Here is a 23,139-nt window from a genome sequence, read left to right on the forward strand (position 1 = left end):
TTATTTAGCCCTTTTTGTATCGCGCTAATAAATAAAAACCAAATCCGGTAACTAGTGCAATGCCTGCAAATAATAGCCACATGATTTCGGGGGATTTTATCTCTTTGACTAGGTAACCATAACTCCACCCAGACAAAAATCCAGCAAATAAAAAGCCTAATGCCATAGATACAAAGTAATAACCCATAAACATAGCAGCACTGCCTTTTGGAGCTATGCTGGCTACATACTCTTGGCTTTTTGGAGAGGTGAGCATTTCACCAAAAGCAATTAATAATATAACCGTTACCACTACTAAACCTCCCAATTGGCTTAGTAATACCCCCGCGCTCATTAATAACAACACTAAAAAAGCACCTGCTGTGACAAGTAAACCGCTTATTAGGACAGATATAACTTTAAAATGCTGGCATTTAACACTTACTATTATTTGTAACAGAACAATAGCTGCAAAATCTAAATTAATTAGGTATTCAGGGTTTACCTGTCGGTATTTAAGCCACTGCTGCGCCAATTGCATACTTTGCTCAGCCGAAAAGCTAGAAGCACTGGCTTGTTTAAAAAATAGCGCTATTTCAGCAACAGGAACATTAACTTTTAAGTGGACTAACTCTAGACGCACAGCCTCTAAATTTACCTCTTTGACTGGTGTTACACTCTGAGTAGCAGCCAGTGTTTGCAGTTTGTTACTTAAAGCTTGAATATCAACATAAGCAAAAAAATCCACTGCTGATTGACTAAAGTAGCTCAAGAGTGCAACTAAATCTTGAGTATCAATATAGTCACGTATAAACAGAGGTAGAGTATAGAAAAGTTGGTTATATACCGTCCAAAACCCCGTTAATATTGCTAAATATAGTGCAAAACTACGGTTGCTAACCCTCACCGGTTGTAGATACCATTTAGACGCTTTTTGCACGCTTACGCACTTATCCCATAACCAGTTCGCAGCTAACCAAATCGTAATTAGTGAAAAAGCTTGAGTGTATGTTAACCAGCTAACTCCCCCCGTCATTAAAATAATTACACTGGTAAACAGTAATAATGCGAAACGGCTGTTACCCAAAACATGTTGAGCTTGCTGTAAAACCGCTGCCGCCCCTATGCTGCTACGTAGTTTGCTGCTTGACTCACGGTAAAAGAGCAATGGAATAAAATTAACAACTATCCAAGATGCCGACATAATAAATACCGCATCCCAACTAATAGTCCGTAAATACCCAGCCACTAACGGGCCTATGAAGCCCCCCAAATTAACCATAGTGTAAAAAATACCAAAGCCTAAACCCCGGTTACTGTCGTTAGTGTTTTGACTTATAGTGCCAACTACCACAGGCTTAAAGCAGGATGCACCAAAAGCGACTAACATTAAAATCATAAAGAACGAATTAAAGTCTGTCACTTGACCCAAAAAGTAATAACTCGGCGCCATCACAATAAATGAGCATGTAAACATTTTTTTATAGCCATAGCGATCGGCAAAAGCCCCAGTGATCACAGGTAATAAATATAAAAAAAACGGAATTATCCCCTGTACTGCACCTCGCTCTGCATCACTAAATCCGACCCCCCCTTGTTCAATGGGTGTGGTCATATATACCGATGATACAGCAAAGAAACCATACCAAGCTAAACGCTCAAAAATTTCCATGGTATTAGCCAAATAGAAACCTAATCCAAAGCTACGCCAAGTTTGTTTATTTTTCTCGGTTCCCTGCTGTGCTGCTGATTGTAATTGTTGGTTATTATTCATAGTTTACTTTTTCAATTAAACACAGTATTTTATATTGCATACAATATACACTTAAAGCAAATAAAATGACAAAAATTATATCTCTCACATTATTAACTTTACTACTCACGGCCTGTCAGCCCACGCCTAATTCTAGTGCGAATAATAATAAGCCTAGTATTGGCAATATAAAAAGCAGCCCAAGTAAAATGCAAGCAAACATTACCGTGCAGGGCTATACCAGCACACTCAATAATATCGATATAGAGTTTTTAGGAAAAAAAATTCCATATACATACAGCGATGGCAAAATAGGAAATAGTCGGGGCTACAACTGGTGGGTAAGTAAGCACTTTGCGCTAAAAAGTGATCTACCTAAAGAAAAAGTCACGCTATACTTAGAGTTACTTGAAATGGCATACCCACATTATGTTGCTTTATTTGGTATGGCTCCCCCCAATATTGAGCGCCAACGCATTGCCGTTGTTTATGGTAGTAGTCGATCACGTGTACGAGAGGCCATGCTTGATGATGGTTTTTTACGTGGGGTACATAAAACTGCCGGTGGTGAAACCATGTTTTATAACCGTGCCGGATATAATTTCCCCAGCCACCGTGAGCACCACCAGCGCTATATAGTTATTCACGAAACCATGCATGCTTTTCATATGGCATTAAACGGCCATTCAACGTGGGCACCTAATTGGATCACCGAAGGTTTAGCGGATTCGATTGCTCACCATGTTTATGATCCTAAGCAAAAACAACTCACCGTCATGGTATTTGATCGCGCCCCAATGAATTACATTGAAACCGGTTTAAAACAATATTACAGCGCTAATAAACCTACAATTGAAGAAATAAATGACGATCCTGCACTAAAGCGTGGACTTAATTTTTTTATTATTCATTACCTTTTAAGCTCTCCTGAACGGGCACAGTACTTTACTCACTTTATTGAAGAGCTAAGACTAGCGAACCCACACAGCGAAGCCACACTTTCAACAGCTAACTCACTGCTTAAAAGTACTTTTAAAAATTGGTCGGAAATAGAACAAGGTTTTGCTGATTTTGTAGAAAATATCCAGCCTAGCTTCCATATTGTATCGGGCCCTTGGGAGCAAGACGGTAACGCTTACTGGCTACGTAATACTCAATCAACGGCGTTATCACGATTAGATATTAATCTCCCCTCAACTGCCAACCACCCAGTCATGGACTTTCCAGCGCCAAAGCCGAGTTCGCTCATTGATGTGGTAAATAAAAACCAAGTGGCCGCGTTAATCGAATTTGAAGCTGCTCAATTACATCGAGGAAACATTGGCATAGCATTACAAGGTAAGCGTAGCCAAAAAAACCAAAAATATCGCCGCACTTTTATTGGTGAAGAGCAAGCAAGTGATGAGCAATTACTGATGCTGCTTATTGAAGATGGCAGTCACTTAATTATAAATGCACAAAGCTACGATAACTTTAAAGCAAAGCAAATAGCCCTGACACCTGAGATAAAAGGTGCATTAATTGCAGATAAGAAACTTGCAATAAATCTAACGCTCGAGCAAACACAGTTACGCGTTAACTTACACGCTCAAAGTAATAGTCAAAAAGTAACCCAACAATTTTCTATTCCCCTGAATAAGCAAATGATTTCAACACTTAACAGCGAAAAGATCAGCTTATTAGGTCAAAATAACAACCATAAAATCACCCCGTACTTATTTAACCCTACCCCCACTCGCTTGGAGTCTGTCACAGCAGAGAATTCGCTTACAAACCCTTGGCTTTTTAAAAATTATGCTCTATTAAACCGAATGTTTAAAACCTGCCTGCAACACGAGAGATTTATACCACAATGCGATCTTGAATTGAGTAATATTTTGGCAAAACTCCCCTCTATAGAGCTGCACGATGAAGCCAGTTCTGAACTAGAGTTCTTGGAAAATCAATATATAGCCACATTAAATAATGCTGGTTTTAGTTCACTTTCAGGGATTAAATCTGATATTTATTATCACCAACAGAAGCCTTTTTTAAGAGTGGTCAATCCAACTGGTTCCCCTTTAGAAATTACTGCACAAGTGACACTCACAAATAGTGCGAATAAGCCAATCAAAACTCATCAGCTAAAACGCAGCTTGAGCTCAGGAACACATAATATCTCACTGCCAACAGAAATAAATGCTGATAAGATTACTATTGCGCAAACTCTCAAATGGAAGTCGTTAACGCACCAAACTACGCTCTCAAAACGAGTAACCCCGTTTAATGGCGTTGAGTTTAATGTAGTAAAAACGAAAGAGCATGAAGACCATTGGTTAGTAGCGTTTAATTTATCTGGTCCTTATTCTGGAGAAACAACTGGGGACATTATTCTAACCTCGACATCATTCGAGCAAGCCACTCCCGCAAAATCTCAACAGAAAAGTGTTGATTTAGCACCTTATGAACAAAAAACATACATCTTCAAAGTAACAAAAACTGACAAACCACAAAAGATTTCTGTAAAGGCCATTTTAAATGTTGATGGTGAGCCTATTCGTCTTATTCAAGAGCTAACTTTGTCCTAAGCTTAACAATAGGACAAACGCCACTTTCGAAAGAAAGTGGCTTTAAGCTTCTCTTTAAATAACCATTATTTAGTCCAGCGTTAACTGAGTTGCTTCCTTTCTCTTCATACTCAGCCACCTATGCCCTAATTTAATTACCTTTCAATGTACTCATCAATATTGAAGTTGTCAGCTTTATCGACACTTTTGCAACGTAAGTACAATTGAATGTTTATTTATCAACTTTACATCCAAGTAGTTCAATTTATAAAAAAGATAAAGGGGGGGTTTTGACCTTGAAGAAATGAACCTTTGCATTTGTTTCTTTATAAAAAAGAGCCACCAGAAAACTGATGACTCCATTATATAAAGTACGTGAGATCACGCTTTAAGTTTATATATAAACTAACGACACCCTTGACTGTTAAAGTCGACGACTAAGCTTGCACCAGTGCTATTACCAGCTACTTTTAGGTAGCCCCAGTATTCACTCTGGCCTGAAATATAAATACACTCTCCATTTCCGCTATTATTTGACTCAGCCACTTCATTGTTACCATTTGGCCAACCACTTGCAGCGTAGCTTAGACTTAAATCACCACTACCATTAGCGGTGGTGATCGCAATACCATTTTGGCCTTGAACATCTGCAATGCTAAACCACATAGGATCGCTATTACCTAGACAAATTACTTCGCCATCATTTAAGCGGCCACGGCTTCGGCTGCCTTGACTAGCACACACATCTGGCACGTTAGAAGTCACTTGGGTAAATGATGCTGTTAACTGAACGTTATCAAATGCATTATAACCTCTAACCATCACATGGTATCGGCCTACTTGTGCAGGGTTTATAGCACACGACTCTTCGTTACCACCAATGTAAGGGCGACAATCATATATAGCTTCACTCGGTGCTGCTTCAAAACTTACATATAAATCCGCATCACCTGTACCACCAGTTAAATTAAACATAAGGTCGCTGGCGCCTGAAGGAACATCAAAAGTGAAATATAAAAATTCATCTTGAGCGCCACTGATGTTAATTGGCTGGCTATTCAATAGCACACCATCATCAACACTACTGTCAGCTTCGATAGTTGCTACTGTAGTGACAGTTTGGCTTGCACCTTCATTGTCAACCACGGTTAATGTTATGGTGTATTCTCCTGCACTTGTGTAACTATGAGTAGGATTTGCCAGATTTGAACTGCTACCATCGCCAAAGTTCCATTGATAACTGGCGATACTACCATCGCTATCATTACTACCATTACTCGTGAAGCTAATATTGTTATTTTGCATGCCAGAATACGGGCCATTAATTTGTGCTATTGGTGGGGTATTAGTGCTCGTACCTGCAACTAAGTCATCGCACCACTGTACAAATTCATTCTCATAGTTATTGGCCCACTCTACAGTTTTTGATTTATAGGCACTCCAATTACCAGTGCGGGTATGAGCCAACATGGCATCAAGTTCGTTGTTGTGACGTTCAAACATAAAGCGAACAGCTAAGTAACCCCAGCGATAAATTCGATCTTGATCAAATCCATCATAGGTGGTGTCAAAAATTTGCGCTAGTGTATAGCGCGAGCCATCACTAATAGTGGCTTTTGCAGCATCGTTGTTATTTAAATTAGCAACATACTCTGCAACCCCCTCTGACCACCAGACAATATCTTCTGTGGGTGCGTTAAAGTCACCATATAAGTCGAAACGGCCATCTAAATAGTGAACATACTCGTGCTCTAAGTTCCATACATAGTGCTCTGCATTGGCATAACTTGCTTCATAAGCTATAAAATTAGCTTGGTTGCCAGCTACAGATGGGTCACCTTCTAAATACATACCGCCATTGTTCGTATCTATACCAAAGATAGCACCTGCGTACTTGCTATAATCGTCACTACTGTCAAAAATATTTACTTGTAAAAAGTTATTGTTGTCATCAGCAACAGGGGTGTTATTTGTGGCTAGCTTATTATGAAAAAGCCCTTCTTCAGTGCCCATAGCATCACATGCTGCTGCATGTTGAATAGCCGTCATATTTTGCGAGCGAATTTTTATAGTACTACTACAGCTATAACTTTGTGACAACACTTGTTGAGTTAGTTCATCAACAAAGCCACAAATACCGTAGTCATTACAATCTGCGTAATAACTTACAGAATCAGCTGCTGCAAGCCATACTGCATCACCATAACCAAAACTGTTATAGGTGCTAAAAATAGCTTTCAAACCAGTATCAACACTTGCTTGTATTGGCGTGCCTGAATATTGTTTTAAACGAGCTAGTTCACTGGCAGCGTTAACAATCAAGTATTGTGCATCTGAGTCTATCATCCACTGCTTTTGAGTAAATGCGCTTAGCTTAGCAACTAAGTCAGTATCAGTGCCGATAGCGGTTACAAATGCATCATTCCACTGGCCACGATAAAGTAGCGTGAAAATACCATTAACAGCACTACGCATATTCCATTTTGCAGCATAACTCTCATTGAAGCGCGTTAACCACTGCTTTACCACGTTTAAGTAACGATGCTGCTGCTCAGCACTATCCATAGTTATGATAACTTCAGCAAGTGTTTTACCGTGTCCATCATTATCATCATAAAAGTGGCTATTGTTTACAAATGCATCTATAGCATCAACTACTGCAGGCTGTACCCAAGAACTAAAATTCACGTTACCGTTGTAAAACTCAACATAAAAACCCGCACGCAAATATAAAAACAGCGCTTCTAAGTCAACATCTCCACCACCAGCATAAGTCTGTGAGAGTGACTTAGCATGATTTGCAACGGCATACATGTTATCTGAGCTGTAAACTTGACTCTGAATAGAGGATGGAGCACTAAATAGTTCATTAATACAACTAGTACCTTGGCTTTTAAGTTCAGTGATAATTGTACTAGTGCTTGCACTTGCCATCGCAGCTAAATCACAACTGACAACGGCGGCTTGGCTGCGCATCATAAATTGATTAAGTTGTTGTGGCTGCTTTTGCAACTCAGCTATAGGGGCTTTTTCATTATTTTGGTGATCTACACCGTGATGATGTGTGCGCTCAACTTCTGCATTTTTTGGTGTAAACAAGCGCTCTTGCAGGTTAGCTGATTGAGCTAAAGAGCTTGCTCCAAGTATAGGTAGCGCCAGAATTAATGTTTTAATTTTCATAATTTACCTTTGATAATTATTGTTTTCTCTATCCAACTCGAAAAGAGAAATACTTTTGTAACATTAAATTATCATTGTATACAATATATTTTATATTTAAATAACAGTGTAAGTAGCTCCTGTTGATGGTTTGACGAAAGAAATAAGGTCTGAAGTTAATCTATATTTCAACTAAGAAAACAAAGTCATTAAATATTTAGGATGAGAAGTATGGCTAGAAAGGACAAAGCTGTAGATATGCGTAAATGTAAATACACTCTAAATTTAAGATAAACTTTTATTACGCAAAAGTAACGAAATTGTCAGCTCTTAAAATTAAAATAGTTTTAAGTTGGCCACACTCAGGTCATCATTTGTTTAGATATTAGTATTTACTATCTAGAAAAGGAAAGGGACCAAATGGCGCTCTCGGTAGGGATCGAACCTACAACTTAGCCTCCGGAGGGCCACGTGATATCCATTTCACCACGAGAGCACATTTGTTGCTTCCACATCAACTCGCGATATCAATGCTTTAGCATGCGCAATAATAAAGGCATCTTTGTATAAATACCAGCATGATTCGTTTACATGTCTATAATTTGAGCTAATCACTTAACAAAAGGTAAAAAAAGCGCTATTTATTTACATCCTATAAAAAACAGTAACGCTTTAGACACATATTATCTATTATTGTCACTGGACGGAAAGATTAAATACGAGGAAGTAATTATGAAGTTAATGTTAACAGAACAAGTTGCTGAGTTTTTAGGAGTTAAAGTCGAGCGAGTTAAACGCCTTGCTCGAGAAAGCCTATTAATCGCTAAATCAGAAGATGATAACGGCGAAATGCAATTTGACGCTGATGAAGTAGCAAAATACAAAGAGCTTGCGGAACGCTTTGGCGGACTTTAACCCTCCATTAAAGCAATAAGCTCATCCAGTTGCGCGCGCAATACAACAACCTGATTGTTTATAGCGCGTTGCTCATACCAACCTATACATAACAGTAAATAAACTAACTGATAGCAATTGAGTTTGTGCATAGATAAATAAAATTGTTCTGATAGGGTGTGCGTTTTGTAATTGTTAAGCAGAGCCTGCTTGCCTGAAGCATCTAATTTAAAACTAACCGCTAACGCAGCAAGATCAAAATACACATCATTTGTTTGAGCATACTCAAAATCGATTAAATAAACACCTTGCGGGTTTACCACGATATTTTCTTTGACTAAGTCGTTATGGCAAAAGCCGCTATCTACGGGCATGTTGGCTATGCTTTTTAATGTCTTGTTTATGAGCTTTTCATATTGTTTAAACACTAATAAATGCTGATAGGCTTGCAATTCCAAAGCTATATTCATTGCCTCATTATTAGTTGTATACGCATGAAGCTTAACAAGTTTAGTCAGTAGCGGCATCGCCAAATAAGACTCTGCAACCTCTCCCTCTATATAGTTAAAAGCTGCGCGCTTATTTTGCTTATCGAGCCATATGGGAGCAGAGCAAACTTGTTGTTTACTGAGCTCATACTGAGCATGTAACCCTACTTGTGGCCAATACGATTTATAACACTTTAATAAATAAGCTTGGCTGTCAGTACGGATCAAAAAGTTATCGTTGCTTAGACCGTTAACCAAATACTCTGTTGCGGTTATTGTGCTCGGTACTAAAAACGCGCTACAAATATTAACTAACTGAGAATGCTGATTCATAGATTAAAGTTGCGCCATGGGCTTGGCTTGGCTTTGCTCGTATTCTTCGTACCACGTTTTAAACCCCCATGCTGCCATAACGGTATAAAATACAAATAAAACAAGGGTTGGGTAATAGCCTTTTTCATAGTACAAATACATAGAGGCCGCATCAATGACTATCCAATAGAGCCAATTTTCTAGTACTTTTTTAGCTACCAGATACGTAGTAACCACAGCAAAGCAAGTTGTGAAACTATCAAGATAGGCAAAATCTGCATGCGTATAGTTTTGCATTGCATAGCCAATTGCTAATGACACTAATGTAGTGAGTACAATTAAAATAATATGTCGGTTTACCGGCCAGGATGTAATTAGCCGCTGCGCTTGATTAGCCTTGCCTTTGCGCCACACGACCCAACCAAACACCGCCATATACATATAATAAAAGTTTAGTAACGACTCCATTAGCAGCGCGCCATTCCAATACATAATGGTATAAATAAGCGTACTAAAAAAAGCCGCAGGCCAGCACCATAAGTTCTCTTTAATGGCCAGTAATAAATACGCCACCGACAAAGCAACCGCAATATATTCCCAATGCGACATAGCAGTAAAACCACTGAGTATTTGCGTTACAAAATCCATCATTATAAAAACGACCGTGTTTGTTAAGAGGTTATTCGGGAGATAAATCGCCCGAAATAAATTTACACACAAATATAGCTTTACCAAATTGCTCATATGAATGTTTAATTTCTGTGCTGATCACTTGCATAACTAGATCATAATCACCAAATATTTGGGTTGACATCGTATTCGTGATCACTTTGAGTTCTTCGTAAGCATTAACTCTGTCGATAAAGCCTTTAATAAAAGGAATGTAATCTTGGTGGAGCGGGTATTTACTGATCTCTACTGATAATTTCATTTCAAACTCACCTTTTTAATTATTTGATTTCAACTAATCATTCAACGCAACTTAAATACAGTGTAAAATTACACTAACACTCAATTTAAATGAGCTCATTATGGCACGCAGAATTACCTACACTTTTAAAAATCAACCGCGCGAAATTAACTTCGCCAAAGATAAATACCACGATATGTATCAGGCTATTGCGGCTGCCGAAGGTATCGATTTAACTAACTACTTAAACATGGTACGCCAAATTGAAATGACCTCTAAAGGGTCATCGGCTGTGCGTAACTTTCGTGATCAAGAATTTGCTCGCATGGGCTTTAGCGATATTTACTTTATAAAAGAGTAACGATACCGATTAAGTGAGCATCACGATCATTCTAGCAATGTAAGCTTAATGGGTATTTTTAAAATAAATATTAGCGCTGGTACTCATAACTTACGCGCGGTGTAATATTACACAATAACTCGTAAGATATAGTATCAGCACATTGTGCAATTTCTTCTACCGGTAACTCGGGGCCCCACATCACCACCTCATCGCCTACTTTGATGCTATCAGCATTTTCACCAATATCAACACTGATCATATCCATAGAGATGTTGCCAGCAATACCATAACGTTTGCCAGCAATCACTACAGGGGTACCATGTTTAGCATGACGCGGATAGCCATCACCATAGCCCATAGCAACAACTGCAAGCTTAGTCGGCTGAGCACTTTGCCATCTACCACCATAACCAACACCTTGCGCAGCATCAACATCGCGAATTGCAATAACCTTAGTGGTTAAGCGCATCACCGGCTTAAGCTGATGATCTTTTCCAGAAGTGTTAAGCATTGGTGATACACCATACATCATCAAGCCTGGACGCACCCACTCGCCATGACCGGCAGGCCAAGCAATAATACCGGCCGAATTTGCTAAACAATGTGCTTGTTGTTTGCCTTGCACTAATGAATCAAACAAAGAAATTTGCTCTGCTGTTTTGGGATCATTAACATCATCGGCACTGGAAAAGTGCGTCATTAAATTGATTGCATCTTTAGCGTTATTAGTCGCTTGCAAGCGCTGATAAAAATCATTCAATTGCGTTGGTGCAACCCCTAAACGATGCATACCCGTATTGATTTTTAACCAGCAACTGATTGGTGCATCGAGCTTTGCATTTTCAAGTGCTCTGAGCTGGTTTTCATCATGGATTATGGTTTGAAAGTTATTGGCTAATAAAATCGGCAACTCATCTTGATGGAAAAAACCTTCCAGCAACACAATAGGCTTGGTCAGCCCGCCAGCTCGCAGTGCGAGCGCTTCATCTATTCGTGCCACTGCAAATGCGTCGGCATCATTAAGGTGCTGCGCTATTTTTACTAAACCATGGCCATAAGCATTGGCTTTTAATACCGCCATAACTTTACTGTTAGGCGCAAACTGTCGCACTTGCGCTAAATTATGAGCAAGTGCTTGTAAGTTAATTTCGGCAATAGCTAAGCGCATTAGTAATCATCATCTACAGCAGGCCCCGCGTAATTATCAAAGCGAGAGAATTGACCTTGGAAGGTTAGGCGCACTTTACCAATCGGACCGTTACGCTGTTTACCGATGATAATTTCTGCAACACCTTTATCAGTACTGTCTTCGTTGTATACTTCGTCACGATAAATAAACATGATTAAATCGGCATCTTGCTCAATAGAGCCCGACTCACGCAAATCTGAGTTAATTGGGCGTTTATCAGCACGTTGCTCTAGGGTACGGTTAAGCTGCGATAGTGCAACAACCGGACACTGTAATTCTTTTGCTAATGCTTTAAGTGAACGTGAAATTTCGGCAATTTCTAAGGTACGATTATCTGACAAGCTAGGTACGCGCATTAATTGTAGGTAATCGACCATGATCATACTTATCCCACCATGATCGCGGGCAATACGACGTGCACGTGAACGTACATCAGTGGGTGTTAAGCCTGAGGCGTCATCAACATACATTTTGCCTTTTTCCATGAGTAACCCCATGGTTGATGAAAGGCGCGCCCAGTCATCGTCATCTAGCTGACCAGTACGTACTTTGGTTTGGTTAATTCGGCCAAGGGACGCCAGCATCCTCATCATAATTTGTTCAGAGGGCATCTCTAGTGAGTAGATAAGTACAGGCTTGTCTTGGGTCATTGCTGCATGCTCAGCAAGGTTCATCGCAAAGGTAGTTTTACCCATCGATGGACGTGCTGCTACAATAATTAAATCAGAGGGCTGCAGACCAGTCGTCATTTTATCTAAATCAGCATAACCTGTGCTTACACCGGTAACACCATCTTGTGGTGACTGATAAAGCTCTTCTATTTTATCAACGGTTTTTTCAAGTATGTTGTGAATGCTTTGCGGGCCATCACTACTTTTTGTACGTTGCTCAGCAATTTTAAATACTTTGCTCTCAGCAAAGTCGAGTAAATCGTGACTTGTGCGCCCTTCTGGGTTAAAGCCTGCCTCAGCAATTTCATTGGCAACACCAATCATTTCACGCACAACTGCACGCTCGCGTACAATGCTAGCGTAAGCATCAATATTAGCAGCACTTGGGGTGTTTTTAGCTATTTCGGCTAAATACGCAAAGCCGCCAATCCCTGAAAGCTGATTATTTTTTTCTAAACTTTCAGAAATAGTAATTAAATCAATCGGATCGCCAATTTCAGCCAGTGCTGTCATTGCCTCAAAAATAAGCTTATGGGTACGGGTATAAAAGTCCTGTGACACAACAAGTTCAGCTACGCGATCAAATGCTTGATTATCAAGCATTAAACCACCTAAAACAGATTGTTCAGCTTCTATTGAATGGGGAGGAACTTTAAGAGTGTCGACTTGCTTATCTGGTTTGGCCATAACTTCACAGTACTAAAATTGAATGGCTCTATTCTATCGACTTGGCAGGGCTGTGCAAATAGCAAAGCAGGAAATCTTTCCTGCTTTTTGTAACTTAAAATAAAATGGATGATTATTGGCGCTTAAGTCCAATCGTCCCACTTATGGTATTCATTTCTACACTGGCATCGGTGCCATTAGCATTAAACTTAATTCCACTAGCTGGGCCATACTTGGCTTTTTGCACTTGGTCGCTCGTTAGCTGGTTGTCAATTTTACCGCCGGCATGGGCTTGCACTTCAAATTGTGCCGATAAATCAGCTGGAAAGTAAAACTCAGCATTGCCACTTACAGATTCAAAACTTACATCAGCATCACTTAAAAGGCGATTAATACGCACTTCAACTTCGCCATTTACAGTGCTTATTTGTAACTCTTTGATTGCATCGAAGGTAAGATTGATATCACCGTTTACGTTTTCTAAGCGAATATCATTAGCAGTCGAGTTTGATTTTATATTCCCATTAACCGCATTAAAACGAACTTCTCCGTTAGATTGCTGATCATCAATTGCGCCATTTACAGTTTCAAATTGCACTTTACCACTGAGGTTTTTTGCGTTGATGTCACCGTTAACACTAGTAAGCTTAATATCGCCGTTAAGATCATTTACTGTAATGGCGCCATTGACTACATCAATTTCAGTGCCTCTTTTTAACTCTTTTGCAGTTACCGAAGCGTTAACCCCAACATACTCCAGCGCACTGCTTTGAGGCATGAAAATAGTTAGCGTTGAGCCATTATTGTTATTATCCCAATTTGAAAGATCAGGCATTTTTACAATAAACTGAGTTTTATTACCCTGTGTTTTAAGAGTGTAGCCTTGTGCTTTATCGTCAAGCTCGCCGCTCACTTTAAATTGATTTTTCTCCCAGCCCATAATATTTACATTGCCGCGCTGATTTTCTATATGAATAACGCCACCGTTTGGTACTTCAATTTGTTGTTCTATTTTTTCACCGGCAAATACAGCCATTGGTAATAAAGCGATTCCAAGTATTATTGCTTTCATTTATTTCTCCTAGATTTGTTGCCAACGCGGTGCATGCACCTTGTTAATTAAGTCGAGTTGTTGTTGATATACTTGCGCTAACATGGACAGTAGCGCCTTATTTTGTGGTTCATTTTCAAGTGTTTGCTTTATAGCCTGCTCAGCATCTTCAAGTTCTTTTAGCTGCACTTGCCAGTTATCTGTTAGTGCCGCTTGGCTTTGGTATTGAACAAGTAAACTTTGTTTTTGCTTAGTAAAAAAATCACTCATCGCCACAGCGGTATTTGTCTCTGGAGATGTAAAAAACACCATAGTGCTAACCAAAGCAGCCACACAACATGCCGCAATAGCAGTTAGCTTCGGCCAAACTACACTCTTAACTATACTTGCCTGCTTATTAGTCATTATGGCGCGCTCAATCCCATCCCAGAGCTCTTTATCGGGTGTTATATTTTTATTTAATTGTGTTAGCGACTCATTTAAGTAGTCATCAAAATTTGTTTTACTCATTTTCGTACCACTGTTTTAATAATTGCCTTGCACGATGATATTGCGCCTTACTAGAGCCTACAGCCATGCCTAGCAAGGTTGCTATTTCTTCATGCCTATAACCTTCAACGGCATACAGTACAAATACCATTCTTGCACGCTCAGGCAGCCTAACGATTAATTTATCTAAGCCATTTAAGCCATTGCAGTCATTTGCAGATTGCTCATCCATACCGCTTTGTTCAAAGCTAATAACTTTATTAAGCCAATGTTTTTGCTTACGCACATAGCTAATAGCAATATTACTGGTGACACTGTAAAGCCAGGTAGAAAATTGCGAACGCCCATCAAATTGCGCTATTTTGTGCCATACCTGTACAAATACTTCTTGAGTTGCATCTTGCGCATGCCCCTCATCGGCTATTAGTCTCAGGCATAAGCCATAAACTTTTGCTTTATGCATGTCATAGAGCGCTTTATAGGCTAACTGGTCGCCGTTTTTAACTTGATCAATAAGCATTTGCTGCACTTGATCAGTTATTGGCTGATTAGCGTCCATTAACATCGCAAATTTTTCCTGTTTATAATTATGTAATTGCAATTTAACTTATTAGACGCGAGGAGAAATAGAAAGGTTTAAATGAAATAAATTTTTTTGAAAATAAAGGTTTAACTTAGAAAAGTGTTTGATTTAATCCACAGCAAACAATTTATTGTTTTGAATTACAAATTTTAGATACAAAAAAACCGTGCAAAGCACGGTTTTTTTTAACTTAATTTTAAAAATTAAGCTTCAGCAATAACGATTACTTTAATAGTAGCTGTTACGTCTGAGTGTACTGCGATTGCAACGTCAAATTCGCCAGTCTCACGGATAGTACCTAGAGGTAAACGAACTTCTGATTTAGCAACTTCAACACCAACAGCTGAGATAGCGTCAGCGATGTCACGAGTACCGATTGAACCGAATAATTTACCTTCGTCACCAGCTTTAGATACTAATGTAACTTCTGCTAATGCTTCAAGTTTGTCAGCGCGTGCTTGTGCTGCAGTTAACTGTTCAGCGATTTTTGCTTCTAGTTCTGCGCGACGTGCGTCAAACGTTTCAATGTTTGCTTTAGTTGCAGGAACTGCCTTACCTTGTGGGAAAAGGAAGTTACGTGCGAAGCCAGATTTAACAACAACCTGGTCACCTAGGCCACCTAGGTTAGCGATCTTATCTAGTAGAATAACTTGCATGTTTCTACACCTTTTAAAAACGTGTTAATCCGCTGCTTACTTATGTAAGTCAGTGTATGGAAGAAGGGCTAAGTAGCGAGCACGCTTAATAGCAGTTGCTAGCTGGCGCTGGTATTTAGCGCTAGTACCTGTGATACGGCTAGGTACGATTTTGCCACTTTCTGTAACATAGTTTCTAAGAGTAGCTAGATCTTTGTAATCGATTTGTTGTACGCCTTCCGCTTTAAAGCGGCAGAACTTACGACGTCTGAAATAACGTGCCATGAGATTAATTCCTCAAATAATTCTTTCTATATGCTGAGCATGCAAAACCAATTGGCTAAGGCCGTTACGACCTTCGTGGCGATTTAAAAAACCACTTACTTGCAATGCCTGCCCAACGTGCAAATGTTGAGTCTGTTGTTGCATTTGCTTACCACTGGCAACCACCTGAAGCCTCACATAACTATTACGGTTAAGATCTGCTTCAACTTGCATTGATTTATGTTCTACAACAAAAATACAATGCGGTATACCCGCGGGACTTTGGCTAAACTTGGGTGTTTTACAAACAACCCCCGATATAACCAGCTGATTCGTATATGGGCTAACCATTATAGTAACTGCTGACTACGTGCCATGCTAGGACTCAAAACAATTAAGCAGCTGGTGCTTCTTTCTTCTCTTCTCTTACAAGAGGAGACGCTTCAGTTACAGCGTTTTTAGTACGCATAACTAAGTTACGAAGCACTGCATCGTTGTAGCGGAAAGTAGTTTCTAGCTCGCTGATTACTTCAGTTGGTGCTTCAACGTTCATAAGAACATAATGAGCTTTATGAAGCTTGTTAATTGGGTAAGCCAGTTGACGACGGCCCCAGTCTTCAAGACGGTGGATAGTACCACCTGCTTCAGTGATAGAACCAGTATAACGTTCGATCATACCAGCAACTTGCTCACTCTGATCAGGGTGAACCATGAATACGATTTCGTAATGACGCATGGATATTCCTTACGGTTAATAGAGCCTTCTACCGTTTCGGCCGGTCGGTTTAAGGCAAGGAATTAATAGTTTAAAAGCCGAAATGAGCGCGCATTTTACGCCTAGTAGGATAATTAAGCAAGCAGGTTTTTAAGCTTTGATAGATAAGCGTTAAAGACTTCGGGCTTCGGGCTTCGGGCTTCGGGCTTCGGGCTTCGGGCTTCGGGCTTCGGGAAGATATTATTAGATGCTCCCTTTATATCAATAAGTAAAATAAAAATAAGTGTTAATATTTACTAGGTAGGCGTGAGCTTGCTCGCTTGAAAAGCGAAGCTTTTAATTACTTAAGCCCTACATTTTCCCCTAAAATATAAACATTTACTCAAATCTAAAGCCGTGCAATTATTAGACAACACATTATTTAATAAGGATATTTATGAAGCTCTTACTATCGTTTGTGTTAATAGTTACTTTTAGTACACCTTTTTTAAGCTATGCAAACACCGCTACAACCGACATAACCGTGGGTAAAAAGTCATTCTACAATCAAAAATACTTAACGAAGACAGACCTATCAGAATATTCATACCTGACAATGTAAAAGATGATCAGCCGCTCTATGTTATTTACTTGATGGTGTTGAGCACTTTCATACGGCATCTGGCGTTATAAATCCCTCATTGATTACGAGCAGATACCTAATGCAATGCTTGTTGCTATTGATACAACCAACCGCGTTCGTGATTACTTACTTAAAGTACAAGGTGAGCCTAAAACGGAGTTTTAAACCTTTGTTAAAAATAAATGGCCTGACGCAGGGCAAACCGATAATTTTTTAAAGTTTGCGTCTGATGCACTCATGCCCTATAAAAATAGCAACTACCCAACTAATGGTTACAACACCTTAATTGGTCATTCTAATGCTGGCACATTAGCGCTTTATACTTTAGTTAATCAACCGGCACTATTTAACAACTACATAGCTATAAGCCCAAATAGTTGGTGGAGTGATGAAGAGTTAAAAAGTAATATTATTAAATACACTAAAAACCCTAAAGGCGGTCAAGCGTTATTTATTAGTGTTGCAAGTGAAGGCGCACGCTTTTATAGCGGCATATTAAATACTTTAGTAAATTTAGAGCAACAAATGCCCACGCAGCTAAAATGGAAATATAAGCATTATCCCACTTTTACTCATATGGGCACCATACTTCCAGCACTAGCGATAGCCTAATTCACTTATTTAGCGACCTAATATTTAAAGTGACTGACGAGCACGGAAAATTTGCAGATGCATCATTGATTACCGGTTACTACCAAGCACTTAGTGATAAGTACGGATTTGAGCTTAAAATTCCACACGATGTGTACGTAGAATTTGCCCACAACTAGCAAGAGTTTGGTAACACTAAAAAAGCTACTTCAACACTTAAACACTTTACTAACAATTACCCTAATGCTGCTTACTCTCACATGCGATTATCGCAAGGCTACACTGCTAATAAACAGTTCAAAGAGGCATTCACTAGTATGAAATACGCACTAGAACTTGCTAAACAGAACTCGCGTGACCCGCTGTTAATCGATGCACTGCAAGATATGGTGAATGAATCACAAGAAAATTTGTAGCTCATTAATTTAAAAGCATTACGAGCTTTGCTCGTCGCGTCAGCAAGCTGTACGAATACACTAAAAAAAGCATTAGCCTATAAAAAAACCGATGCTTAAACTAAACATCGGTTTTTCTTTGGCTGAAAGCTGACAGCTAAAAACTGACCGCTTGTCTTTATCACTTCCCTATCGCTTCTTTAGCGAATAGGTGTTTGATTGGCCCAAGGTTATCAACGAGTGATAACCCTACTCCACGAATAAGCTTTTTAACTGGATTCGCACCTTCAAATAGCTCTTTTAGCCCTTGCATCATGGCAATGTGTTTTTGTGCATCGAGTTTACGGGTGCGCTCGTAATCACGCAGTGTGCGCGTACTTGCAAATTCTTTGGTGTCTTGACTTAGTAGCTCGATTAAATAAGCCGCATCTTTTAGACCTAGGTTCATACCCAGCCCTGCTAATGGATGAATGGTATGCGCTGCATCGCCCATTAGCACTACGTTGCCATTTACCCATTGCTGGGCATAACGCATTTTAAGTGGGAACGCGACGCGCTTACTTTGCACTTCACATAAACCGCATTGGCCATCTATTGCAGCCATAACTGCTTTATTAAAAGTGGTGTCGTCCATTGCTAACAATTCATCACAATGATTAGGGCTGGTAGACCACACAATTGAATGAGTATGCTCATCGCTCAATGGCAAGAACGCTAGCGGCCCTGTAGGTAAAAACACTTGGCGTGCGGTATTTGCATGTGACTCTTTAGTTTTAACTGTCGCTACTAACGCATGGTGATCGTAATCTTTAAAGCTCAGTGCCATATTAAACTGTTTACGAATCGCTGAATTTGCACCATCAGCCGCCACCAGCAACTTAGCAATAATAGGTTCGCCAGTTTTTAAATTAATAAATACATCAGACTCGCTTTGGTGTATTTGCTGATACTCGGTATTAAACATGAGTGTGGCATTACTTTGCTGCTCAAGCTCTTTTATTAGTGCAAAGCGAATAATGTCGTTTTCAACTATGTGGCCTAAATGGTCAAGCTCAAGTTGCTCGTTATTAAAGGCTATTTTTCCAAAGCTATCGGCATCGCGTACATCCATGTGCGTATAAGCACAAGCTCGCTCAGCTATTATGTGTGGCCATACATTTAACTGCTCGAGCAATGTTTGGCTGGCAATGCTTAGTGCACTAACTCGTAAGCCATAATCATCACTCGGTGGAGCTTGAGTTGGCGCTGCATCTAACACAACCACGCTGACATTTGCTTTAGCAAGCCCTAGCGCCAGCGTTAAACCTACGCAGCCACCACCCACTATACAAACCTGTACTTGTTTCATAAACGTGTACCTTGTTTAACTTGTCCCATTAACTGTTTAGCCAATGGGGCTTTGAATGCGGGGAATAAATCCATTGAAAATAGCCCAATACTACGACCAAGCGCTAACACCCGTGATGAGTTTGAAAAAAGTCGAACCAAGGCATCGGTCAATGTCATCACGGTGTTTATATCATCACTGCGCTTAATTGAATATTGACGAGTAAAGGCATAACTACCTAAATCGTGTTCACTGTTTGCTATTAAGTCACTAAGCACTTGTACGTCGCGCAGCCCTAAATTAAAGCCTTGACCTGCAATTGGGTGAATGGCATGTGCCGCGTTACCTATTACCACAGTACGGTGCGCTGTTAACGATTCTATTTGCCCATAAACCAGCGGATAACTGGCGCGCATACCGACTTTTATAAATTGCCCTGCACGATAACCAAAGGTGGTTTGCAGTACGCTTAAAAAGTCTGACTCACTTAATGCCATATGCTGCTCAATATGCTCTTGACGCATACACCATACTAACGAATAGCGGTTATTACTCATGGGTAATAAGGCCATTGGGCCGTTTTGAGTAAAACGCTCAAACGCCTGATGATGGTGTCCACCAGCCACTTCTATATTGGCAATAATCGCGCCTTGTTCATAAGGCTGGGTATTGAAACCTAAGCCTAGCAAGTGACGGGTTGGCGATTGTGCACCGTCGGCAATCACTAACAGCTTAGCGCTTAGTTTTTCACTACTTTGTAATGTCAGTTCATTACTTTCGGCATTTTGTTTTATCGCCGTTACGCTATTAGGGCAAAAAAGCGATATATTTGATTGCGTTAAACGTTGATGCAGCGCTCTGCCAAATGGGTTTACCTCTACCACATAGCCTAATGAGGGTTTTGCAAATTCATCACACTGTATGTGGGTTTTACCAAAGTGCCCTTTGTCTGACACACTGACTTTTTTTATGGCCGCCGCATAGGGAGCGTTTATTTCAAACAAATTGAGGCTTTGTAAATACTCCACCGACTGCTGTGCAAGTGCGATGCTTCTGTCGTCAAAACTTGGGTGATAATCTGTGGTTACTTGGTTTGCTTCAACCACGGCAATATGTAGGCTGGGATTTTTTTTACTTATACTCAGTGCGCAACTTGCGCCCACTAAACCACCGCCAATAACTACAACATCAAACTGCTTAGCCACTTTTATCTCCAAGCTTATGCGTTTTTAGCGCTTTGCATTAACGCTTCTATTTCGCTAATTTTTTTAGGCACGGTAATCGTTAAGTTTTCGTGACCAGACTCAGTTACTAATAAGTTATCTTCAATACGAATACCTATGCCTTGGTATTTTTTGGGTGCGTTTGAATCTTTATTAATATAAAGCCCAGGTTCAATGGTCAGTACCATACCCGGTTCAAAAGCACGCTCTTGGTTATTAACCTTGTAACCACCTACATCGTGAACATCGAGTCCTAACCAATGGCCAAGACCATGCATGTAGTATTCTTTACAGGCTCCTTGCGCCATTAGCTCATCAAAATCGCCGGTTAAAATACCTAAATCGAGTAACCCTTGGGTTAGCACTTGCATAGCTAATTTATTAGCCTGCGATAAGTAGCCACCGGGCTTTACTTCGCTAAATGCCACTTCTTGCGCTTTGAGTACAATATTATAAAGCGCAGCTTGCTCGGTGCTAAATTTACCATTAACGGGGAAAGTACGCGTTATATCGGCGGCGTAACCTTGTAGCTCACAACCTGAATCAATCAGTACTAAGTCGCCATTGTTTAATACGTCGCTATTTTGGGTGTAGTGCAAAATATTGGCGTTATCGCCACTGCCGACAATAGTGCCATAAGCAGGATGTGGCGCACCGTTCATTGCATAGTGATGATGAAGCTCTGCCTCTAGTTGAAACTCGGTTGCGCCAACGTGGGAAAAACGCATGGCTCGCATGTGTGCTCGAGCGCTTATTTCACAGCCCTCACGCATAATGTTAATTTCGCCTGGCGATTTAAATAAGCGCATTTCATGCAATAAAGGGCGAATATCTTTAATTGTACTCGGTGCTGTATCCCCTTTTTTAGGGGCACTGCGCAAAGTGTTAAGCATTGAAAATACTTTGCCATCAAAGGCAGGATACGTCCCTTGTGCATAAAATAAAATCTGTTGGCCGTTCACCAAATTCAATAATTGTTCGTTTAGTTCACTTAATGCATAAGTTTTGTCGAATAAGTATTCGCTTTGCGCTTTTTCAAAACCAATGCGCCTGCCGTGCCATACCTCTGCAAGTTTATCTTTATCTAAACAAAACAATATAGAAGGCGTATCACTGTCTTTGCATAACACCAATACCGCATCGGGTTCGTTAAAACCAGTTAAGTAAAAAAAGTCACTGTCTTGTCGAAACGGATAATGAGTATCTCGGCTACGTGTGAGCTCGGTTGCAGCAGGAATTATCGCAATACTGTTGCTATCCATTGCCGCCAATAAACGCTCGCGGCGCGCTTTAAACTCTGACTTTTGTATTTCAACCATTAATAACTAACCCATTACTTTTGTTGTATTACTAAATTAATGCAGTGTTTTTTTGTTGCTTTGTGGGTTTTGCTCTTTGCCAAGTTCAGCAAAACACAGTAACGCCGATACGCGTACGTACTCAATCACTTCATGTAGTGCTTGGCTATCTTCTTCGGTTTCTTCAAAGGTTGTATCAAGGCGCGTAATTTCGCTAAAGTCGCTAATCACTTCTTTTACATCTGCCGACAGCTTGCCATAGTCTTTTTGCTTTAAGCCAAAGCCCAGCATAAACCCAGCTACCCATGATACGAGCCCATTGGCTTGATCGATGAGTGTTTCGTCATCACTCGGTAAAAACAAATCAAATTGAAACTCTTCATTGTTAAAGCTTTCAACAACTTGTTGATAAACTTTACCAAAAAACTGTTTTAAATCGTTGCTAAACGACTCGCCATCATTAAATACGTCGCTCAGTAAGCCTAAGTATTCTTTATCGTCAATGCTTAGCCCACAAGCAAGTAAACCGCTAATAACGCCATGCGCTTCAGCAGGTGATACAAATATTTCGTTTTTCTCTAAAAGAAGTTGGGCTTTTTCGTAATCTGGTAAGTTATTCATAATGACGTCTTCGCTTTGCTAATTAAAGCAATGCTACCACTCGATAAAAAGCAACTCCAATGAATTCTATGACTGAGGTCAAAAGCAAGCGATTGAAAAGCTGATTAAGTTCAAAAAGCAATCTTAAAAGTAAATACAAGATTAAATTTGCAGGAAAACTGAGCGAACGGTTTAATTTTTTGCGTTTGGGGTTTAAGGATTGGAATATGTCTTATATACTGAATTTGTTCCCTGGGGTGCAGGAGCTTGGTTAAGTCCCTGAGCCGATAAATTTTATACCAGGATTTTTGTTCGTCTACTATTGTGCAAGCTCGGCATGTACCGAGAAGCCTACGGTAAACCGCAGATTTCCGCCCTGAAACCTCAAGGTTTCAGGACTGACACCGGGCACCGCATTCTCGGGGAACACCTCCAA

Annotated in this window: 21 protein-coding genes, 1 tRNA gene, 1 other RNA gene and 1 pseudogene; 5 read left to right on the plus strand and 19 right to left on the minus strand. The window is 40.0% G+C overall.

From position 1 onward, the window contains the following. Positions 1–4 precede the first annotated feature (4 nt). A complete protein-coding gene (locus LOC50_RS10635) occupies positions 5–1,753 on the minus strand; it encodes an MFS transporter (protein WP_250653199.1) in 1,749 nt (582 codons plus the stop codon). A 65-nt stretch (positions 1,754–1,818) separates the two neighbouring features. Here LOC50_RS10635 and LOC50_RS10640 point away from each other — a divergent pair, with 65 nt between their 5' ends. Next, the gene (locus tag LOC50_RS10640) at positions 1,819–4,299 is read left to right on the plus strand and encodes a hypothetical protein (protein ID WP_250653200.1); all 2,481 of its coding nucleotides are present in this window, start codon (positions 1,819–1,821) and stop codon (positions 4,297–4,299) included. A 384-nt stretch (positions 4,300–4,683) separates the two neighbouring features. Here LOC50_RS10640 and LOC50_RS10645 read toward each other — a convergent pair whose 3' ends face one another. Together LOC50_RS10645 and LOC50_RS10650 are read right to left on the minus strand one after the other, a co-directional pair. Then, positions 4,684–7,458 carry a collagenase gene (locus LOC50_RS10645; protein WP_250653201.1) on the minus strand — a complete coding sequence of 925 codons (2,775 nt, stop codon included), beginning with the start codon at positions 7,456–7,458 and terminating at the stop codon, positions 4,684–4,686. A gap of 400 nt (positions 7,459–7,858) precedes the next feature. Next, positions 7,859–7,933: transfer RNA gene (locus LOC50_RS10650), tRNA-Arg, on the minus strand. Positions 7,934–8,169: 236 nt separating this feature from the next. On the opposite strand from LOC50_RS10650, the gene LOC50_RS10655 reads away from it, so the two are divergent. Next, positions 8,170–8,352 carry a helix-turn-helix domain-containing protein gene (locus tag LOC50_RS10655; protein WP_214552100.1) on the plus strand — a complete coding sequence of 61 codons (183 nt, stop codon included), beginning with the start codon at positions 8,170–8,172 and terminating at the stop codon, positions 8,350–8,352. Here LOC50_RS10655 and LOC50_RS10660 read toward each other — a convergent pair. Genes LOC50_RS10660 through LOC50_RS10670 form a run of 3 tightly spaced genes read right to left on the minus strand, consistent with a single transcriptional unit; the run spans position 8,349 to position 10,062 of the window. Next, positions 8,349–9,152 (minus strand): phosphotransferase family protein, encoded by an 804-nt coding sequence (locus LOC50_RS10660; protein WP_250653202.1) that lies wholly within the window; start codon positions 9,150–9,152, stop codon positions 8,349–8,351. The two genes, LOC50_RS10655 and LOC50_RS10660, sit on opposite strands and share 4 nt — an antisense overlap. A 3-nt stretch (positions 9,153–9,155) precedes the next feature. Beyond that, positions 9,156–9,779 (minus strand): nicotinamide riboside transporter PnuC, encoded by a 624-nt coding sequence (gene pnuC / locus LOC50_RS10665; protein ID WP_250653928.1) that lies wholly within the window; start codon positions 9,777–9,779, stop codon positions 9,156–9,158. Positions 9,780–9,810: 31 nt separating this feature from the next. Then, positions 9,811–10,062, minus strand: coding sequence for a hypothetical protein (locus tag LOC50_RS10670; RefSeq protein ID WP_008110382.1), 252 nt, complete (start codon positions 10,060–10,062; stop codon positions 9,811–9,813). A gap of 100 nt (positions 10,063–10,162) precedes the next feature. On the opposite strand from LOC50_RS10670, the gene LOC50_RS10675 reads away from it, so the two are divergent. Beyond that, positions 10,163–10,402: a DUF2960 domain-containing protein gene (locus LOC50_RS10675; protein ID WP_004588463.1), complete on the plus strand. Its 240-nt coding sequence runs from the start codon at positions 10,163–10,165 to the stop codon at positions 10,400–10,402. Positions 10,403–10,472: 70 nt separating this feature from the next. On the opposite strand, the gene alr is transcribed toward LOC50_RS10675, so the two are convergent. The 9 genes from alr to rpsF form a co-directional block, all read right to left on the minus strand. Beyond that, a complete protein-coding gene (alr, locus tag LOC50_RS10680; RefSeq protein ID WP_250653203.1) occupies positions 10,473–11,552 on the minus strand; it encodes an alanine racemase in 1,080 nt (359 codons plus the stop codon). After that, the gene (dnaB, locus tag LOC50_RS10685; RefSeq protein WP_016900130.1) at positions 11,552–12,931 is read right to left on the minus strand and encodes a replicative DNA helicase; all 1,380 of its coding nucleotides are present in this window, start codon (positions 12,929–12,931) and stop codon (positions 11,552–11,554) included. Before dnaB ends, alr begins: the two co-directional genes overlap by 1 nt. A gap of 112 nt (positions 12,932–13,043) precedes the next feature. Then, positions 13,044–13,982 (minus strand): DUF4097 family beta strand repeat-containing protein, encoded by a 939-nt coding sequence (locus tag LOC50_RS10690; protein WP_036980056.1) that lies wholly within the window; start codon positions 13,980–13,982, stop codon positions 13,044–13,046. A 9-nt stretch (positions 13,983–13,991) separates the two neighbouring features. After that, entirely contained in the window at positions 13,992–14,471 is a 480-nt protein-coding gene (locus LOC50_RS10695; protein WP_250653204.1) for a hypothetical protein, read from the minus strand. Then, positions 14,464–15,015 (minus strand): RNA polymerase sigma factor, encoded by a 552-nt coding sequence (locus LOC50_RS10700; RefSeq protein ID WP_016900127.1) that lies wholly within the window; start codon positions 15,013–15,015, stop codon positions 14,464–14,466. Before LOC50_RS10700 ends, LOC50_RS10695 begins: the two co-directional genes overlap by 8 nt. A 221-nt stretch (positions 15,016–15,236) precedes the next feature. Beyond that, complete coding sequence (gene rplI / locus LOC50_RS10705) at positions 15,237–15,689, minus strand: 50S ribosomal protein L9 (protein WP_008110407.1); 453 nt, start codon at positions 15,687–15,689, stop codon at positions 15,237–15,239. 36 nt (positions 15,690–15,725) lie between these two features. Next, positions 15,726–15,953: a 30S ribosomal protein S18 gene (gene rpsR, locus LOC50_RS10710; protein WP_002962753.1), complete on the minus strand. Its 228-nt coding sequence runs from the start codon at positions 15,951–15,953 to the stop codon at positions 15,726–15,728. A gap of 12 nt (positions 15,954–15,965) precedes the next feature. Next, on the minus strand, positions 15,966–16,283 hold the full coding sequence (gene priB, locus LOC50_RS10715) for a primosomal replication protein N (RefSeq protein WP_008466122.1): 318 nt from the start codon (positions 16,281–16,283) through the stop codon (positions 15,966–15,968). A 43-nt stretch (positions 16,284–16,326) separates the two neighbouring features. Continuing rightward, positions 16,327–16,668, minus strand: coding sequence for a 30S ribosomal protein S6 (rpsF, locus tag LOC50_RS10720; RefSeq protein ID WP_036980061.1), 342 nt, complete (start codon positions 16,666–16,668; stop codon positions 16,327–16,329). 415 nt (positions 16,669–17,083) lie between these two features. Here rpsF and LOC50_RS17460 point away from each other — a divergent pair. After that, positions 17,084–18,276, plus strand: a pseudogene (locus LOC50_RS17460) (alpha/beta hydrolase). A 160-nt stretch (positions 18,277–18,436) separates the two neighbouring features. Here LOC50_RS17460 and LOC50_RS10730 read toward each other — a convergent pair. From LOC50_RS10730 to LOC50_RS10745, 4 genes are read right to left on the minus strand one after another with little or no spacing between them, the layout of a single operon-like run. Then, complete coding sequence (locus tag LOC50_RS10730; protein ID WP_250653206.1) at positions 18,437–19,603, minus strand: FAD-dependent monooxygenase; 1,167 nt, start codon at positions 19,601–19,603, stop codon at positions 18,437–18,439. Further along, positions 19,600–20,787 carry a 2-octaprenyl-6-methoxyphenyl hydroxylase gene (gene ubiH / locus LOC50_RS10735; protein ID WP_250653207.1) on the minus strand — a complete coding sequence of 396 codons (1,188 nt, stop codon included), beginning with the start codon at positions 20,785–20,787 and terminating at the stop codon, positions 19,600–19,602. Before ubiH ends, LOC50_RS10730 begins: the two co-directional genes overlap by 4 nt. Before the next feature lie 14 nt (positions 20,788–20,801). Next, a complete protein-coding gene (gene pepP, locus LOC50_RS10740) occupies positions 20,802–22,124 on the minus strand; it encodes a Xaa-Pro aminopeptidase (protein ID WP_250653208.1) in 1,323 nt (440 codons plus the stop codon). Positions 22,125–22,160: 36 nt separating this feature from the next. Next, positions 22,161–22,724: a UPF0149 family protein gene (locus tag LOC50_RS10745; protein WP_024600851.1), complete on the minus strand. Its 564-nt coding sequence runs from the start codon at positions 22,722–22,724 to the stop codon at positions 22,161–22,163. 225 nt (positions 22,725–22,949) lie between these two features. On the opposite strand from LOC50_RS10745, the gene ssrS reads away from it, so the two are divergent. After that, positions 22,950–23,133: non-coding RNA, 6S RNA (ssrS, locus tag LOC50_RS10750), on the plus strand. Positions 23,134–23,139: the final 6 nt, after the last annotated feature.

The sequence above is a fragment of the Pseudoalteromonas sp. SCSIO 43095 genome, from assembly GCF_023650455.1.
In the GTDB taxonomy this organism is placed as follows: Bacteria; Pseudomonadota; Gammaproteobacteria; order Enterobacterales; family Alteromonadaceae; genus Pseudoalteromonas; species Pseudoalteromonas tetraodonis.

What these genes read in the sequence shown, in the direction of transcription:
- alr (WP_250653203.1), bottom strand. Translation starts at nt 11,552, where the DNA reads ATGCGCTTAGCTATTGCCGAAATTAACTTACAAGCACTTGCTCATAAT.
- LOC50_RS10645 (WP_250653201.1), bottom strand. Translation starts at nt 7,458, where the DNA reads ATGAAAATTAAAACATTAATTCTGGCGCTACCTATACTTGGAGCAAGC.
- pnuC (WP_250653928.1), bottom strand. Translation starts at nt 9,779, where the DNA reads ATGGATTTTGTAACGCAAATACTCAGTGGTTTTACTGCTATGTCGCAT.
- LOC50_RS10670 (WP_008110382.1), bottom strand. Translation starts at nt 10,062, where the DNA reads ATGAAATTATCAGTAGAGATCAGTAAATACCCGCTCCACCAAGATTAC.
- rplI (WP_008110407.1), bottom strand. Translation starts at nt 15,689, where the DNA reads ATGCAAGTTATTCTACTAGATAAGATCGCTAACCTAGGTGGCCTAGGT.
- LOC50_RS10695 (WP_250653204.1), bottom strand. Translation starts at nt 14,471, where the DNA reads ATGAGTAAAACAAATTTTGATGACTACTTAAATGAGTCGCTAACACAA.
- LOC50_RS10660 (WP_250653202.1), bottom strand. Translation starts at nt 9,152, where the DNA reads ATGAATCAGCATTCTCAGTTAGTTAATATTTGTAGCGCGTTTTTAGTA.
- LOC50_RS10655 (WP_214552100.1), top strand. Translation starts at nt 8,170, where the DNA reads ATGAAGTTAATGTTAACAGAACAAGTTGCTGAGTTTTTAGGAGTTAAA.
- priB (WP_008466122.1), bottom strand. Translation starts at nt 16,283, where the DNA reads ATGGTTAGCCCATATACGAATCAGCTGGTTATATCGGGGGTTGTTTGT.
- LOC50_RS10700 (WP_016900127.1), bottom strand. Translation starts at nt 15,015, where the DNA reads ATGTTAATGGACGCTAATCAGCCAATAACTGATCAAGTGCAGCAAATG.
- LOC50_RS10730 (WP_250653206.1), bottom strand. Translation starts at nt 19,603, where the DNA reads ATGAAACAAGTACAGGTTTGTATAGTGGGTGGTGGCTGCGTAGGTTTA.
- rpsF (WP_036980061.1), bottom strand. Translation starts at nt 16,668, where the DNA reads ATGCGTCATTACGAAATCGTATTCATGGTTCACCCTGATCAGAGTGAG.
- rpsR (WP_002962753.1), bottom strand. Translation starts at nt 15,953, where the DNA reads ATGGCACGTTATTTCAGACGTCGTAAGTTCTGCCGCTTTAAAGCGGAA.
- LOC50_RS10690 (WP_036980056.1), bottom strand. Translation starts at nt 13,982, where the DNA reads ATGAAAGCAATAATACTTGGAATCGCTTTATTACCAATGGCTGTATTT.
- LOC50_RS10675 (WP_004588463.1), top strand. Translation starts at nt 10,163, where the DNA reads ATGGCACGCAGAATTACCTACACTTTTAAAAATCAACCGCGCGAAATT.
- LOC50_RS10635 (WP_250653199.1), bottom strand. Translation starts at nt 1,753, where the DNA reads ATGAATAATAACCAACAATTACAATCAGCAGCACAGCAGGGAACCGAG.
- LOC50_RS10745 (WP_024600851.1), bottom strand. Translation starts at nt 22,724, where the DNA reads ATGAATAACTTACCAGATTACGAAAAAGCCCAACTTCTTTTAGAGAAA.
- LOC50_RS10640 (WP_250653200.1), top strand. Translation starts at nt 1,819, where the DNA reads ATGACAAAAATTATATCTCTCACATTATTAACTTTACTACTCACGGCC.
- dnaB (WP_016900130.1), bottom strand. Translation starts at nt 12,931, where the DNA reads ATGGCCAAACCAGATAAGCAAGTCGACACTCTTAAAGTTCCTCCCCAT.
- pepP (WP_250653208.1), bottom strand. Translation starts at nt 22,124, where the DNA reads ATGGTTGAAATACAAAAGTCAGAGTTTAAAGCGCGCCGCGAGCGTTTA.